General features: G+C 71.1%; 13 protein-coding genes and 1 pseudogene. 12 read left to right on the forward strand and 2 right to left on the reverse strand.

The window, feature by feature from the left end; genetic code table 11:
* Positions 1–100: 100 nt before the first annotated feature.
* The 10 genes from HDA41_RS13430 to HDA41_RS13475 are packed head-to-tail and all read left to right on the forward strand — an operon-like array spanning position 101 to position 9,953.
* Complete coding sequence (locus HDA41_RS13430) at positions 101–1,522, forward strand: ABC transporter substrate-binding protein (RefSeq protein ID WP_184983748.1); 1,422 nt, start codon at positions 101–103, stop codon at positions 1,520–1,522.
* Between the two features lie 2 nt (positions 1,523–1,524).
* On the forward strand, positions 1,525–2,400 hold the full coding sequence (locus tag HDA41_RS13435; protein ID WP_184983749.1) for a carbohydrate ABC transporter permease: 876 nt from the start codon (positions 1,525–1,527) through the stop codon (positions 2,398–2,400).
* A complete protein-coding gene (locus HDA41_RS13440; RefSeq protein ID WP_086849313.1) occupies positions 2,401–3,225 on the forward strand; it encodes a carbohydrate ABC transporter permease in 825 nt (274 codons plus the stop codon).
* Entirely contained in the window at positions 3,222–4,307 is a 1,086-nt protein-coding gene (locus HDA41_RS13445) for an ABC transporter ATP-binding protein (protein WP_184983750.1), read from the forward strand. Before HDA41_RS13440 ends, HDA41_RS13445 begins: the two co-directional genes overlap by 4 nt.
* On the forward strand, positions 4,307–5,131 hold the full coding sequence (locus tag HDA41_RS13450) for a DeoR/GlpR family DNA-binding transcription regulator (protein ID WP_184983751.1): 825 nt from the start codon (positions 4,307–4,309) through the stop codon (positions 5,129–5,131). Before HDA41_RS13445 ends, HDA41_RS13450 begins: the two co-directional genes overlap by 1 nt.
* Complete coding sequence (locus tag HDA41_RS13455; protein ID WP_184983753.1) at positions 5,109–6,188, forward strand: ABC transporter ATP-binding protein; 1,080 nt, start codon at positions 5,109–5,111, stop codon at positions 6,186–6,188. Before HDA41_RS13450 ends, HDA41_RS13455 begins: the two co-directional genes overlap by 23 nt.
* Positions 6,185–7,216, forward strand: a complete 1,032-nt coding sequence (locus HDA41_RS13460) for a 2-hydroxyacid dehydrogenase (RefSeq protein WP_184983755.1) — start codon at positions 6,185–6,187, stop codon at positions 7,214–7,216. Before HDA41_RS13455 ends, HDA41_RS13460 begins: the two co-directional genes overlap by 4 nt.
* A gap of 19 nt (positions 7,217–7,235) precedes the next feature.
* Complete coding sequence (locus tag HDA41_RS13465) at positions 7,236–8,660, forward strand: FGGY-family carbohydrate kinase (RefSeq protein WP_184983758.1); 1,425 nt, start codon at positions 7,236–7,238, stop codon at positions 8,658–8,660.
* 25 nt (positions 8,661–8,685) lie between these two features.
* Positions 8,686–9,726 (forward strand): glycerophosphodiester phosphodiesterase family protein, encoded by a 1,041-nt coding sequence (locus HDA41_RS13470; RefSeq protein WP_184983760.1) that lies wholly within the window; start codon positions 8,686–8,688, stop codon positions 9,724–9,726.
* Complete coding sequence (locus tag HDA41_RS13475; protein ID WP_184983762.1) at positions 9,726–9,953, forward strand: hypothetical protein; 228 nt, start codon at positions 9,726–9,728, stop codon at positions 9,951–9,953. The genes HDA41_RS13470 and HDA41_RS13475 overlap by 1 nt, the downstream gene beginning before the upstream one ends.
* 3 nt (positions 9,954–9,956) lie before the next feature.
* On the opposite strand, the gene HDA41_RS13480 is transcribed toward HDA41_RS13475, so the two are convergent.
* Positions 9,957–10,595 (reverse strand): mycothiol-dependent nitroreductase Rv2466c family protein, encoded by a 639-nt coding sequence (locus HDA41_RS13480; RefSeq protein WP_184983764.1) that lies wholly within the window; start codon positions 10,593–10,595, stop codon positions 9,957–9,959.
* A gap of 137 nt (positions 10,596–10,732) precedes the next feature.
* Here HDA41_RS13480 and pepN point away from each other — a divergent pair, with 137 nt between their 5' ends.
* Both pepN and HDA41_RS13490 read left to right on the forward strand, forming a co-directional pair.
* Entirely contained in the window at positions 10,733–13,312 is a 2,580-nt protein-coding gene (gene pepN, locus HDA41_RS13485) for an aminopeptidase N (protein ID WP_184983766.1), read from the forward strand.
* 195 nt (positions 13,313–13,507) lie between these two features.
* Positions 13,508–14,548, forward strand: a complete 1,041-nt coding sequence (locus tag HDA41_RS13490) for a hypothetical protein (protein ID WP_184983768.1) — start codon at positions 13,508–13,510, stop codon at positions 14,546–14,548.
* A 67-nt stretch (positions 14,549–14,615) separates the two neighbouring features.
* Here HDA41_RS13490 and HDA41_RS13495 read toward each other — a convergent pair.
* Positions 14,616–15,140: pseudogene (locus HDA41_RS13495) on the reverse strand (serine hydrolase domain-containing protein); the annotation flags it as partial.
* Positions 15,141–15,229 lie beyond the last annotated feature (89 nt).

Consider the following 15,229-nt stretch of genomic DNA (forward strand, 5'->3'; position numbering starts at 1 on the left):
ATTTTCCCGTGCGCGAGGGATTGACGCCCAACTTCAGCCGTTCCACCCTCTGTTAACGAGTCGACTCGACGTGTTAACCAGCCCCCACGTGGAGGTACGGATGGACACGCACGTGCACGACCGGCGGCGCTTCCTCGCGCTCGCCGCCGGGGCTGCCGCGGCCCCGCTGCTCACAGCCTGCGGCGCCGGTTTCGGCGGGGACGACAGCAAGAGCGACGGCTCCGCCGCCGACGATGTCACCGGCTCCTTCGACTGGAAGCGGGAGCAGGGCACCACCGTCAAGGCGCTGCTCAACAAGCACCCGTACACCGACGCGCTCATCGCCGACCTGAAGTCCTTCACCGCGAAGACCGGCATCAAGGTCGAGTACGACGTCTTCCCGGAGGACAACTACTTCGACAAGCTCACCGTGGACCTGTCCAGCGGGCGTGCCTCCTACGACGTGTTCATGCTCGGCGCGTACATGGTGTGGCAGTACGGTCCGCCGGGCTGGCTGGAGGACCTCGGGCCCTGGATGCGCAACTCCTCGGCGACGGGCGCCGAGTGGGACCAGGCGGACTTCTTCCCGAACCTGCTCCAGGCCGGCCAGTGGTCGCTGAGGGCGGGCGCGCCGCTGGGCCAGGGCGGGCAGTACGCGCTGCCGTGGGGCTGGGAGACGAACGTCGTCGCCTACAACACCGAGGTGTTCCGGAAACTGGGCCTGAAGCCCGCCGAGTCCTTCGACGAGCTGGCCGAACTCGCCGCGTCCATCAAGCGGAAGGCGCCGGGCGCCGGCTTCGACGGGATGTACGGGATCGCCGTACGCGGGTCCAGGAGCTGGGCCACCATCCACCCGGGCTTCATGACGATGTACGCCCGCAACGGGCTGAAGGACTTCACGGTCGACGGCGGGAAGCTCACACCGGCGATGAACAGCCCCGAGGCCGTCGCCTTCACCGAGGACTGGGCGCGGATGGTCAAGCGGGGCGGCCCGCCGTCCTGGACGTCGTACACCTGGTACCAGTGCTCCAGCGACCTCGGCGCCGAGAAGGCCGGGATGCTGTTCGACGCCGACACGGCCGCCTACTTCCAGGCGGTCAAGGGCGCCAGCCCCGCCTCCGGGAAGATCGCCTTCCACCCGGGGCCCAAGGGTCCGGACGGCTCGCTCGCCACCAACATGTGGATCTGGTCGCTCGGCATGAACGCCAAGAGCGAGAAGAAGAGCGCCGGCTGGCTGTTCCTCCAGTGGGCGACCGGCAAGGAGCACCTGCGCAAGGGCGCGATCACGCACAACCACATCGACCCGGTGCGCAAGTCGGTCGCGGACGACGCCGCGTACAAGGACAAGATGCGGCATCTGCCGGGCTTCCTGGAGACCTTCGAGACGGTCGTCGACCAGACGAAGATCCAGTTCACTCCGCAGGCGCAGTTCTTCGACGCCACGACCAGCTGGGCGGCGGCCCTCCAGGAGATCTACGGCGGCAAGGGCGCGCAGTCCGTCCTGGACGGGCTGGCGGACGACCTCGCCGGCAAGGTGGGCTAGCCATGCGGCTCGCGCTGCGCCCGTACCTCCTGATCGTCCCGGCGCTGCTGCTGACCTGCGGGATCCTGTACCCCTTCGGACTCGGGCTGTACTACACCCTGTTCGACTTCTCGGCGAGCAAACCGCAGCCGGACATGGTGCGGTTCGAGAACTACACGACCGTCTTCACCCAGGAGGCGTTCTGGAACTCCGCCTGGGTGACCGTGCTGTACGCGGTCGGGGCCGCCGCCGTCGAGACCGTGCTCGGGGTGGCCGTCGCGCTGCTGCTGCACCGGTCGAGTCTCCTCGGCCGGATCCTGGAGAAGATCCTCATCCTGCCGCTGATGATCGCCCCGGTGATCGCGGCGATCATCTGGAAGCTGATGCTCCAGCCCTCGGTGGGAGTGGTCAACTACCTGCTGAGGCCCTTCGGTCTGGGCGGGGTGCAGTGGACCGACACCCCTACGGGTGCCCTCCTGTCGTCGATCGCCGTGGACGTGTGGGTGTACACCCCGTTCGTGGCGATCCTCGCCCTGGCCGGTCTGCGGTCGCTGCCCACCTCCCCGTTCGAGGCGGCGGCCGTGGACGGCGCGGGGTGGTGGTACACCTTCCGGCGGCTGACGCTGCCGATGCTGTGGCCGTACGTGCTGGTGGCGGTGATCTTCCGGTTCATGGACTCGCTGAAGGTGTTCGACATCATCTACGCCCTCACCGAGGGCGGACCCGGTGACTCGACCGTCGTCCTCCAGATCCGGGCGTATCTGGAAGCCATCCGCTTCCAGCGCTACTCCTTCGGGATCAGCTACACGATCGTGCTGTGGGCTGTGGTGTATCTGGCCGCGATGGTGCTGGTGAAGCACCTGGGGAAGATCCAGCGGCGGGCCGCGGAGGTGACCTGAGTGAAGAAGCGTGCGCTGGGGTGGCTCGCGGACGCCGCCCTCGTCCTCTACTTCGTCTTCGCGCTGTTCCCGATCGCCTGGATGGTGATCCTGTCGCTGAAGCCGGCGGACCAGCTCTTCTCCACCTACTTTTCCTTCTCCCCGACCCTCGACGGCTACCGGACGGTTCTCGGGGACAGCGAGGGCATCCCGTTCGTGCGGTTCTTCGTCAACAGCCTGGTGGTCTCGGTGGGGGCGGTCGTGCTGTCGCTGGTGGTCGGGCTGCCGGCTGCGTACGCCTCGGCGCGGTGGCGGTTCAAGGGCTCGGAGAACCTGATGTTCACGCTGCTGTCGTTCCGCTTCGCACCCGAACTGACCGTCATCATCCCGCTGTTCGTGCTGTACCAGAAGCTCGGGCTGTTCGACACGTACGTCGGCATGGTGTGGGTGCTGCAGCTCGTCACCCTGCCGCTGATCGTGTGGATCATGCGGTCCTACTTCGCCGACCTCACGCCCGAGCTGGAGCAGGCGGCCCTGCTGGACGGCTACACCCGCAAGCAGGCGTTCTTCAAAGTGGCGCTTCCACTGGTCAAGCCGGGCATCGCGGCCGTGTCGCTGCTGGCGTTCATCTTCGCCTGGAACAACTTCGTCTTCCCGCTGATCCTCACCTCCAACGAGGCCCAGACGGTGACCGTGGGCGCGCTGTCCTTCCTCGGCGGGGACCGGCCCAAGTACAACCTGACGGCCGCCGCCGCGCTGGTGTCCGTCGTACCGCCGCTGCTGCTGGCGCTGACGATCCAGCGCTATCTGGTGCGGGGACTGTCGTTCGGGGCGGTGAAGTCATGATCACACTGAGCGGGATACGGAAGACGTACGGCAGGACCGTCGCTCTCGACGAACTGGAACTGGAGGTCGCGGAGGGCGAGTTCTTCTGCCTGCTGGGCCCGTCCGGCGCGGGCAAGACCACGACGCTCAAGACCGTCGCCGGGCTGGAACAGCCCGACTCCGGCACCGTCGTGCTGGATGGCGAGGACATGCGGGGCGTGGAGCCGTACGACCGGGGCGTGGCGATGTGCTTCGAGAGCTACGCCCTCTACCCGCACCGCTCGGCCTACGACAACCTCGCCTCGCCGCTGCGCTCCCCCCGGCACCGGCTGCCCGCCGCCGAGGCCCGGCAGCGGATCGGCGCGATCGCCGAACTGCTCGGCATCTCGGGGCTGCTGGACCGGCCCGTGGGCCGGCTGTCCAACGGGCAGCGGCAGCGCGTCGCCCTCGGCCGGGTGCTGGTCCGCCCCGCCCGGGCCTTCCTCCTCGACGAGCCGCTCTCCCACCTCGACGCCAAACTCCGTCAGCAGATGCGGGCCGAACTGAAGGCCATCGGGGCCGTGCAGCACACCACCACGCTGTACGTCACCCACGACTCCGTCGAGGCCCTGGCCCTCGGCGACCGGATCGGGGTCATCCGGGAGGGCCGGATCGTCCAGACGGGCACCCGGGAGGAGATCTGGTACCGGCCCCACGACACGGAGGTAGCGCGGGCCTTCGGGCGGCCCCGGATCAATCTGCTGCCGGGGGTGGTGACGGAGAGCGGCGTGCGCTCGGACGGCGGCGTGGAGCTGCCGGTCCGGGCGCAGGCGCCGGCCGGCACCGAGGTCCTGGTCGGGCTGCGGCCCCGGGACGTCGCCCTGCACGGCGAGGGGCACGAGCTGACCGGGACCGTGTACGTCACCGAGGTGCTCGGCCGGTCCGTGGAGGTCACCGTCCGGCTCGGGGCCGGGGAGCAGCGGGTGTCGCTGGTGGCGCCCCGGGCGGACGCGGCACGCCTTCGTCCGGACGATCCGGTACGGCTGGTGGTCCGGCCTGAGAACCTGCTGCTGTTCGAGGCCGACCGGCCGGAGCGACCGGGACGACGGATAGAGACCCAGTGATGAGCAGCAGCAGTGGTGGACAGCAGGGGCCGGCGGCGCGGCAGGCCGCCATGGCCGAGCGGGTGCTGGCCGACGGCTCGGCAACGGCGGCGGAGCTGGCCGAGCGGTTCGGGGTGAGCCTGATGACCATTCACCGGGACCTCGACGAGCTCGAACGGCAGGGCATCGTACGGAAGTTCCGGGGCGGGGTGACCGCGCAGCCGTCGGGGGTCTTCGAGTCGAACGTGCAGTACCGGCTGAAGACGATGCGGGCCGAGAAGGCCGCCGTCGCCGAGCACGCGCTGCGGCTGGTGGAGCCCGGCATGGCGATCCTGCTGGACGACTCCACGTCCACCCTGGAGATAGCCCGGCGGCTGCGCACGGGCGAGGTCACGCCGCTGACGGTCGTCACCAACTTCCTGGAGGCGATCAACCTGCTGGCCGACCAGCGGGGCATCCACCTGATGGCGCTCGGCGGCGACTACGACCCGCTGCACTCCTCGTTCCTGGGGGTGTCCTGCGTGGAGGCGGTCGAGCAGTTGCGGGTGGACGTGTGCTTCGCCTCGACGTCGGCGGTGCACGGGGGTTACGCCTACCACCAGGAACAGCACATCGTGTCCGTGAAGCGGGCGATGCTCGACGCGGCCGCGCGGAACGTCCTGCTGATCGACCACACCAAGCTCGGCCGGGTCGCCCTGCACCGGGTCGTCCCGCTGTCCCGCTTCGACACGCTCCTCGTGGACGACGGGGCGTCGGCGGAGGCGCTGCGGGACCTGGACGAGCACAAGGTCCGTTACGAGGTTTGCGCGACGAAGGGCGGCCATGACGGGACTGGAGCTACGTGAACTCCGTAAGACGTACCGGTCGCGGGGGCGGCCGGCGGTGGACGCTGTACGCGGCATCGACCTGAGCCTCGGTTCAGGGGAGTTGCTCGGGCTGCTCGGTCCCTCCGGCTGCGGCAAGTCGACGACCCTGCGCATGATCGCCGGTCTTGAGCCGGTGACCGGCGGGGACATCCTGGTCGGCGGGGCGTCGGTGGTCGAGCGGCCCGCGCAGCAGCGCAACATCGGGGTCGCGTTCGAGAACTACGCGCTGTATCCGCCGCTGTCGGTGGCGGAGAACCTGGCGTTCGGGCTGAAGGCCCGGGGCCGTAGGGCTCGTGGGGACGTCGACCGCAAGGTGAAGGAGATCGCCGAGCGGGTCGGCCTGACCGACCTCCTCGACGCCCGCCCGGCCGGGCTGTCCAGCGGCCAGAAGCAGCGCGTGTCGCTGGCCCGGGCCCTGATCCGCGAACCGGACGTCCTGCTCCTCGACGAACCGCTCTCCCACCTGGACGCGGCCCAGCGGGACACCACCCGCCGTGAACTCAAGCGCATCCAGCAGGACCTGGGCCACACCACGATCCTGGTCACCCACGACCAGGAGGAGGCCCTCTCCCTCGCCGACCGGATCGCCGTGATGAAGGACGGCGTCATCCAGCAGCTCGGCACCCCCTACGAGATCTACGACAGCCCGGCCAACGTGTTCGTCGCGGACTTCGTCGGCGAACCCGCGATCACCCTGCTGCCCGGCATCGCCGACGGCGACGGCCACGCCCGGCTCTCCGGATCGGTGCGGATCGCGCTGCCCGTGCCGGTGGACGAGGGCCGGGAGGTGGTGGTCGGGATCCGCCCGGAGGACGTCCGGCTCACCGCCGAAGGCGGCCTGCCCGCCCGGGTCGCCGCCCATGAGCCGTTGCTGGAGTCGGGCCTCGCGACCCTCGCCCTCGACGGGGTCGGACGGCACCTCGTCGTCCTCACCGACCCCGAGGTACGGCTCGCCCACGGCGAGCGGGTCCGGGTCGCCGCCGACCGCCTGCACACCCATGTCTTCGACGCCGAGACAGGAGAAGCCCTGCGATGACTGCCGGAAACAGCGTGCGTGTGGTGGCCGCCGGTGACCACTTCGTCCTGCCGTCGCTGATCGCGCGGGCGGTGGAGCACGAGGTGGGGCGGGCGGACGTCAGGGAACTGAGGCTCGGCTGGCCGCTGGAGCCGTTCGGGCCGGTCGCCGAGGTGCAGGAGGCCAGTGACGCCGAGGACGAGATGATCGAGGCGCTGGCCGGGGCTCAGGTGCTGGTCACGCAGATGGGGCCGGTCACCGAACGGGTCCTCGCGGCCTGCCCGGATCTGAAGCTGGTCGTGGTCTGCCGGGGCGGGCCGGTGAACGTCAACCTGGACGCGGCGAAGCGGCGTGACGTGCGGGTGTGCTTCGCGCCGGGACGCAACGCCGCCGCCACCGCCGAGTTCACCGTCGGCATGATGCTGGCCGCCCTGCGCCGCATCCCCCAGGCCCACGACCCGCTGGTCCGGCAGGGCAGTTGGGAGGGGGCGACGTACTACACGTACGAGCGGAGCGGTCTGGAGCTGGAGGACCTGCCCGTCGGGCTGGTCGGGTACGGGGCCGTCGGCAGCCGGGTCGCGCGGGTGCTGTGCGCGTTCGGGGCGCGGGTGATGGTGTACGACCCGTATGTGCACGGCGAGATCCACGGACTGCGCGTGACCTCGCTGGACGAACTCCTGCGCCGCTCCCAGGTGATCACCCTGCACGCCCGGCTCACTCCCGAGACCCGGGGGCTGATCGGCGCCCGGGAGCTGGGGCTGCTGCCGTCCGGCGCGGTGGTGGTGAACGTGGCCCGGGGCCCGCTGCTGGACGAGGGCGCGCTGTGCGACGCGCTGGAGAGCGGCCAGGTGTCGGCGGCGGCGCTCGACACGTACGAGCGGGAGCCGCTGCCCGCTCAGTCGCGGCTTCTCGGGCTGGGCGACCGCGTCGTGCTGACCCCGCACCTCGGTGGTGCGTCGCGCGCGGTGGCGGAGAAGGCGGCGCGGATCGCCGCCGAAGAGGTGGGCCGCTGGGTGCGTGGCGAGCCGCTCGCGCACTGCCTGACCTGAGGACCCTGAGGAGAGCCGCATGTACGTCGGTATCGATGTGGGCACGTCCATGGTCAAGGCGGCGGCCTTCGACGACACGGGCCGGGAACTGGCCGTGTCCTCCCGCCCGGTGGACCTGAGACTGCACGACGGGTTCGTCGAGCAGGACATGGAGGAGGTGTACGGGGCGGTCGTCGCCGTGCTCGACGAGGTCACCGGGCGGGTCCCGGAGCCGGTCGAGCTGGCCGGGCTCACCGGGCAGGGCGACGGGGTGTGGCTGGTCGACGGGGAGGGGCGGCCCGTGCGGGCGGCGGCCTCCTGGATGGACGGGCGGGCGCACGAACTGGTCGACCGGTGGCTGGCCGACGGCACGTTCGAGACGGTGTTCCGGCGGACGGGCAGCGCGATGTTCCCGGGCTGCCCGGGGCCGCTGCTGGCCTGGCTGGACGGCAACGAACCGCAGACGCTGGATGCCGCGAAGGCCGCCCTGTACTGCAAGGACATGGTGTTCCAGCGGCTGACGGGGGCGGGTTCGGCGACGGATGTGTCGGACGCGTCGATGCCGTTTCTGGACCCGCGCACCCGGACGTACGACAACCGGGTCGTGGAACTGCTGGGCCTCACGCACCGGCGCCGTCTGCTGGCACCGGTCAGCGACCCGGTCGCGACGGCCGAGGCGCGGGGCGAGGGCCTGCCGTCGGGCACGCGGATCGCGAACGGCCCGTACGATCTGCCGGCCTGCGCGCTGGGCGCCGGGGTGACGGCCCCGGGGGACGGTCTGCTGATCGTCGGGACCTGTCTGGCCAGCCTGGTCGCCACGACCGAGCTGGACCTGACGGGCGAGCCGGCGGGCCTGTACATCTCCACCGACCGGCCCGGGTACTGGCTGCGCGCCATGCCCGCGATGGTCGGCACTGCGGCCCTGGACTGGGTGCTGTCGACGACGGGCGTGCGGCACGAGGAGGTGGACGGCCTGCTGGCCGAGACCCCGCCGGGCGCGAACGGCGTCCGCGTGCTGCCGTACTTCGCGCCCTCCGGCGAACGCGCCCCCTTCGTCGAGCCACGGCTGCGCGCCGAACTCACGGGCGTCTCCCTGGAGTCGACCCGGGGCGATCTGGTCCGCGCCACCTGCGAGGGCATCGGCTATGCCGCCCGGCACTGCCTGGAGGCGGCGGGCCTCACAGGTGACCTGGCCGTCTGCGGCGGCGGCACTCGAAGCCCCGCCTGGATGCGGCTGCTCGCCGATGTGCTCGGCCGGCCGCTGCGGGTCGTCGAGGGCGAGGTGGGGGCCCGGGGCGCGGTCCTCGCGGCGGCCGAGCGGTACGGGGTGCCGCTGGACGCGCGGGGGTGGACGCGGCCGACGGAGGTCGTCGAGCCGGACCGGGGCCGGGCAGCGTTCTACACGAAAGGCTACGAGGAGCACCTGGTCCGGCTCGCCGAGGCACGGGCCAGGGCAAGGACCTGAACCTCCCGATCGCGAAAGGCACCTGATGCACCTGAGACGCCGATCCCTCCTGCTCGCGGCCGCCGCCACCCCGGCGGCCGCGACCGCACCCGCGCTCACGGCACCCGCGCACGCGGCCCCGGCCGGTGGGCCGCTGGTCATCGGCCACCGCGGCGCGGCCGGCTGGCGCCCCGAGCACACGGCCGCCTCGTACACGTACGCCGTGCAGACGGGCGCCGACTGGATCGAACCGGACCTGGTGCCGACGAAGGACCACGTGCTGGTGGTCCGGCACGAGAACGAGATCTCCCAGACGACCGACGTGGCGCGCCGCCCGGAGTTCGCGGACCGCCGCACGACGAAGACGGTCGACGGCCGGTCCGTGACCGGATGGTTCACGGAGGACTTCACACTCGCCGAGCTGAAGACGCTGCGGGCGGTGGAGCGGCTGCCGCAGGTCCGCAACCGCAACACGGTCTTCGACGGGCGCGAGGAGGTCATGACCTTCCAGGAGGTCGTGGACCTGGCACGGAAGCTGTCGAAGACGCACGGCCGGACGATCGCCGTCTTCCCGGAGACCAAGCACCCGACGTACTTCCGGTCCCTCGGCCTGCCCCTGGAGCCGAAGCTGGCGGCCGCGATCCGCCGTAACCGGCTGGGCCGGCGCGAGTGCGTCGTGCAGTCCTTCGAGCCGACGAGCCTGAAGCGCATGACGGGCCTGGGCGTACCGCTGTGGCAGGCCCTGGGGACCACGGGCGGGCCGTACGACCTGCCCACGACGACCTACCGGCAGATGATGACGCCGGCCGGGCTGGCGGACATCGCCGGGTACGCGGACTGGATCGGCCCGGACAAGTCCTCGCTCGTCGGCACGTCACTCCTCGCGGACGCGCACGCGGCGGGCCTGCGCGTGGGGCCGTACACCTTCCGCGCGGAGAACCAGTTCCTGCCGGCGGAGTTCCGGCGCGGCACCGGAAGCACCGATTTCGGGGACGCGTTCGCCGAATACGCGCTGTACTACCGCATGGGGGTCGATGCGGTCGTAACCGACTTCCCGGACTTGGCGGTGATCGCGAGGAGGGGCTGATGATTCGCAGAGCGTGCCGGACCTGCGGCACCATGCAGGACTTCCGGAAGCTCAACGAGGAGGAGCGGGCGGCGGTCCGTGAGGAGAAGAAGGATCCGCGCCACTACGTGGACAACCTCTGGCGGTGCACGGTGAAGGGCTGCCTCTGGTACCAGCCGTACCTGCACACGGACGGCGGCGGCGTCCTCCCCGAGCGGTTCAAGGAGGAGGCCGCCCCTGCCGGGTGAGCCCTACAGGTTGGAGAAGTCCGGCCCCTTGGTGCGCGTGCGCTTGATCTCGTAGAAGCCCGGCACCGAGGCCACGGCGAGGGTGCCGTCCCAGAGGCGGGCGGCCTCCTCGCCCTTGGGGGCCGGGGTGACGACCGGGCCGAAGAAGGCGATCTGCTCGCCGTCGGCGCCGGGCACGGCGATGACCGGGGTGCCGACCTCCTGGCCGACCTTGTCGATGCCTTCCTTGTGGGAGGCGCGCAGCTCGGGCTCGTACGGGGTGGCGTCCCAGTGCTCCATGAGGGACTCGGGCAGGCCGACGTCCTTCAGGGCGGCGGCGACCGTCTCCTTGCCGGGGCCCTCGTCCTGGTTGTGGATGCGGGTGCCGAGCGCGGTGTAGAGGTCGCCCAGCACCTCGGCGCCGTGCTCCTGCTGTGCCGCTATGACGATGCGGACGGGGCCCCAGGCCTTGGTCTCCAGCAGGTCGCGGTACTCCTCGGGCAGCTGGTCGAGCTTGTCCTCGTTGAGCACGGCGAGGCTCATGACGTGCCAGCGGACCTCGATGTCCCTGACCTTCTCGACCTCCAGAACCCAACGGGAGGTCATCCACGCCCAGGGGCACAGCGGGTCGAACCAGAAGTCGACGGGGGTCTTGTCCGACATGTCTCTCCTCATGAGGAAACCGTTTCTCCGGGAACGCCGCCGCTCGCCCCGGCCATTCCCCGCTGCCCCGCGTCAGGGGCACGTGGCAGGATCGGTGCTGTTCAGCCGTATCCGACGACGCTTGAGGAGTTCCGCCCGTGCCCGGTGAGAATCTGTCCCGCGACGAGGCCCGGGAGCGGGCCGCCCTGATCGGCGTCGACGGATACGAGGTGTCCCTCGACCTGCGGTCCGCGGTCGGTGCGGACGACACCGACGGGCCCCGCACGTTCCGGTCCGTCACGACCGTCCGGTTCCGCTGCAACGAGCCCGGCGCGAGCAGCTTCGCCGATCTGGTCGCGCCGAGTGTGACGGCCGTCTCACTCAACGGCCGGGATCTTGACCCCGGCGAGGTCTTCGACGGCTCGCGGATCACGCTGGAGGACCTGGCCGCGGACAACGAGCTGGTCGTCGACGCGCAGTGCGCCTACTCCCGCACCGGCGAGGGCCTGCACCGCTTCGTCGACCCCGAGGACGGCGAGGTGTACCTGTACACGCAGTACGAGCCGGCCGACTCCCGCCGGGTCTTCGCCAACTTCGAGCAGCCCGACCTGAAGGCCCCGTTCCGCTTCGAGGTGCGGGCGCCGGAGGGCTGGACGGTGTGGAGCAACGGCGTGGGCGAACAGGCCGACGGGGTCTGGCGGTTCGCCGAGACCAAGCCGATCTCGACGTACATCACGTGTGTGGTGGCGGGCCCGTACCACTACGTGACGGACACGTACTCCCGTACGTTCGCGGACGGCACGACGCTGGAGGTCCCCCTCGGCGCGCTCTGCCGCAAGGGCCTCGCGCCCTACTTCGACGCCGACGACGTGTTCCTGGTCACCAAGCAGGGCCTGGACTTCTTCCACGACCACTTCGACTATCCGTACCCGTTCGGGAAGTACGACCAGGCGTTCGTGCCCGAGTACAACCTGGGCGCGATGGAGAACCCGGGTTTGGTGACCTTCCGGGAGGAGTTCATCTTCCGGGGCAAGGTGACGCAGGCGTCCTACGAGGGCCGGGCCAACGTCCTCCTGCACGAGATGGCGCACATGTGGTTCGGCGACCTGGTCACCATGGAGTGGTGGGACGACCTGTGGCTGAAGGAGTCGTTCGCGGACTTCATGGGCGAGTTCTCGCTGGTCGGCGCGACCCGCTTCGTCAACGGCTGGGTCACCTTCGCCAACCGCCGCAAGTCGTGGGCCTACCGGGCCGACCAGCTGCCCTCGACGCACCCGATCACGGCGGACATCCGCGACCTCCAGGACGCCAAACTGAACTTCGACGGCATCACGTACGCCAAGGGCGCGTCGGTGCTGAAGCAGCTGGTGGCGTACGTCGGCCAGGACGCGTTCCTGGAGGGCGCCCGGCGCTACTTCAAGCGGCACGCGTACGGCAACACGCGCCTCGGTGACCTGCTGTCGGTGCTGGAGGAGACCAGCGGCCGGGACATGAGCGCCTGGGCGCGGTCCTGGCTCCAGACGGCCGGGGTGAACTCGCTGACCCCGCAGCTGCTGCTGGACCCGCGGGGTCGCGTCGACGAGCTGGCGGTGGTGCAGGAGGCGGCCGAGTCCCATCCGGAACTGCGCCCGCACCGGGTGGCGGTGGGCCTGTACCGGACGACGGACGGCGGGGGGGTCGAGCGGTACGCGCGCGCCGAGGTGGACGTCGACGGCCCCCGGACGGTCGTGGCGGAACTGTCCGGCGCCGAGGCGCCCGACCTGGTCCTGGTCAACGACGACGACCTGACGTACTGCAAGATCCGCTTCGACGAGACCTCGCTGGCGACGCTGCGCGAGCACCTGGGGTCGGTGACCGACCCGCTGGCGCGCGCCCTGTGCTGGTCGGCGCTGTGGAACATGACGCGGGACGCGCTGCTCCCGGCGAGGGACTTCGTGGACCTGGTGCTGCGGTTCGCGGGGGGCGAGTCCGAGATCGGCGTGGTGCAGATGCTGCACGCGTGGGCCGAGTCGGCGGTCACCCACTACGCGGCACCCGGCTGGCGGGAGACGGGCGGCCGGCTGCTCGCCGAGGGCGCGCGGCGCGAGCTGTACGCGGCCGGTCCGGGCAGCGAGCACCAGCTCGCGTGGGCGCGTTTCTTCGCCCGGACGGCCACCACCGAGGCCGACTTCGAGCTGCTGAGCGACCTGCTGGCGGGCACGGCGTCGATCGAGGGCCTCGACCTGGACCAGGAGCTGCGCTGGGTGCTCCTGGAACCGCTGGCCGCACACGGGGTGGCGGACGAGAAGGTGCTGGCCGAGGAGCTGGCGCGGGACGACACGGCCTCCGGCAAGCGCCACCAGGTGCGCTGCCTGGCGGCCCGGCCGTCGCCGGCGGTCAAGGCGCAGGCGTGGGCGCAGGTCGTGGAGTCGGACGCGCTGTCCAACGCCATGGTCGAGGCGACCATCGCGGGGTTCTCCCAGGCTTCGCAGCGGGAGTTGCTCGCGCCGTACGCGGAGAAGTACTTCGCGGTGATCGAGCGGGTGTGGGCCGAGCGGTCGATCCAGATCGGGATGCACGTGGTGGAGGGCATGTTCCCCTCGCTCCAGCAGTCCCGGGCGACCCTCGACGCCACGGACGCGTGGCTGGAGGCCCACCGGGAGGCAGCCCCGGCCCTGCGCCGGCTGGTGCTGGAGGCCCGGGACGACCTGGCGCGGGCGCTGCGGGGGCAGGACTGCGACGCTGCCTCTGACCAGTAGCTTTGGCCTGAGATTTGGGCGTTCCGCATCGTTACGAGATGAGTGCGCCGTGAGCCGTAACCCCTGGTCCACACCCGAACGGACCAGGGGCTTTCGGCATCCGAACACCCGTCCTTTAGTGCCTGGTTGTCCGCATTTGTCGACGGAGCTGTAACAGCGGTTAAAGGACGGTCGGAACACGGGAAATTGCGGGTCATGACCTACAACACCCCGCTCTCCTCCCGCCCCCTGCACGACCTCTCCGGCCGCGGCCCGCTCCGCGTCATGACGGTCGCGCAGCTCCGCTCGCACGGCGTGACGACGTCCGAGACGAACGAGCAGTGCCGCCCCGGCGGATCCTGGCAGCAACTCCTCCCGGGCGTCGTCCTGCTCCACCCGGGCCCGCCGACCAGCGAGGAGCGGCTGCACGCGGCGCTGATGTACGCGGCGCGGGAACGCGGCACGGGTGTCCCGGCCCAGCCCGGCGCGAGCGGGGGGCGCGCTCCCGCCTACGCGCAGGTGATGATCACGGGCCTGGCCGCGCTGACCCTGCACGGCTTCTCCTCCACGCCCCCGCTGCCGTCCCTGGATGTCTTCGACGTCCTGGTCCCGCGCATGCGGCGGCTTCGCTCGACAGGCTGCGCGCGCATCGTCCGCACCCCCGCGCTCCCTGTCCCCGAGCAGGTCGCGGGCGTCCCGGTGGCCCCGGCGGCCCGTGCGCTGGCCGATGCCGTCGCCGAGCTGGCGGACGCCGGCACCGTGCGCCGGCTGATGACGGAGGCGGTGCGCGGGGCCCACTGCGAGCCGGCGGCGGTAGTGCGGGAGCTGAACGAGGCGCGGCTGCTGAGCCGTCCGCACGTGGTGGACGCCGTGGAGTCCCTGCTGGCCGAGGGCCGGGCACGCGCGGAGGCCCGCCTGTACCGAATGGTCCGCGAGTACGACCTGCCCGACCCGGTCTGGAACGTGGACCTGCGCCTGCCCGGCGGCCCCTACCTCGGGGGCCTGGACGCGTACTGGCCCGGCCAGGCGGTGGCGGTGGAGCTGGACACCCGGGCGCCCCGGCAGGACGACGACGCCCTGTGGTCCGAGTACACCCGCAAACGCGAGCACCTGGAGCGCCTCGGCATCACGGTCGTCCACATCACGCCCAGGAAGCTCCGCGACTCCCTGGAACAGCAGGCGACGGTGGTCCGCACGGCCCTGATGGCCTCGGCCGGCCGCGATCCGGCCGCGTGTGTCGAGGTACTGCCCCGGTAGTGACGGACCGGGGAGAGGAGGGGCCGCCGGGCTTTCGGCGGCCCCTCCTCGTGAGCGGCAGCCCCTGCTTTCCGCAGAACTTCGCCTCGATGATCGCGCGGGTGCTGCCGGACCAGTCGCCGTTGAAGTTGACGGCGAGCAGGTGGCGGCCGTCCTCGGTCGTCACGGCGTCCGAGTGGGAGCCACTGATGCCGCCGTCGTGGCCCCAGACGTGGACGCCGCAGCTGAGCTTGCGGTCGACGAGCCCCAGGCCGTAGCGGCTGGTCTCCCGACTGGACTCGACCGTGGTCTTCATCTTCTTCAGCTGCTCGGGCGGCAGCAGCCTGCCGCGGAGCAGGGCCGAGTAGAAGCGGTTCAGATCGGCCGGGCTGGAGACCATCTGGCCCGAGCCGTAGGCCAGGCGCGCGTTCAGTTCCGTGACGTCGTACGCCGGGCCCGTATCCGTCTCGGCCAGCTTGGAGTAGGCGCGACCGCTGGGCCGGGGCAGGGTGACCCTGGTGGTGGGGACGGACGTGGAGGTCAGGTGCAGGGGGGTGATGATGCGCCGGTCGATGTCGTCGCCGTAGTCGTTGCCCGTGGCCTTCTCGATCACCCGGTTGATCACGCGGACCGGACAGCTCCCGCAACATCCGCGCCCGCGCGTGGGAGTTGTGGCGACGCGGGGCCCAGTCAACGGCCCCG

The organism is Streptomyces caelestis, assembly GCF_014205255.1.
Classification (GTDB): Bacteria; Actinomycetota; Actinomycetes; order Streptomycetales; family Streptomycetaceae; genus Streptomyces; species Streptomyces caelestis.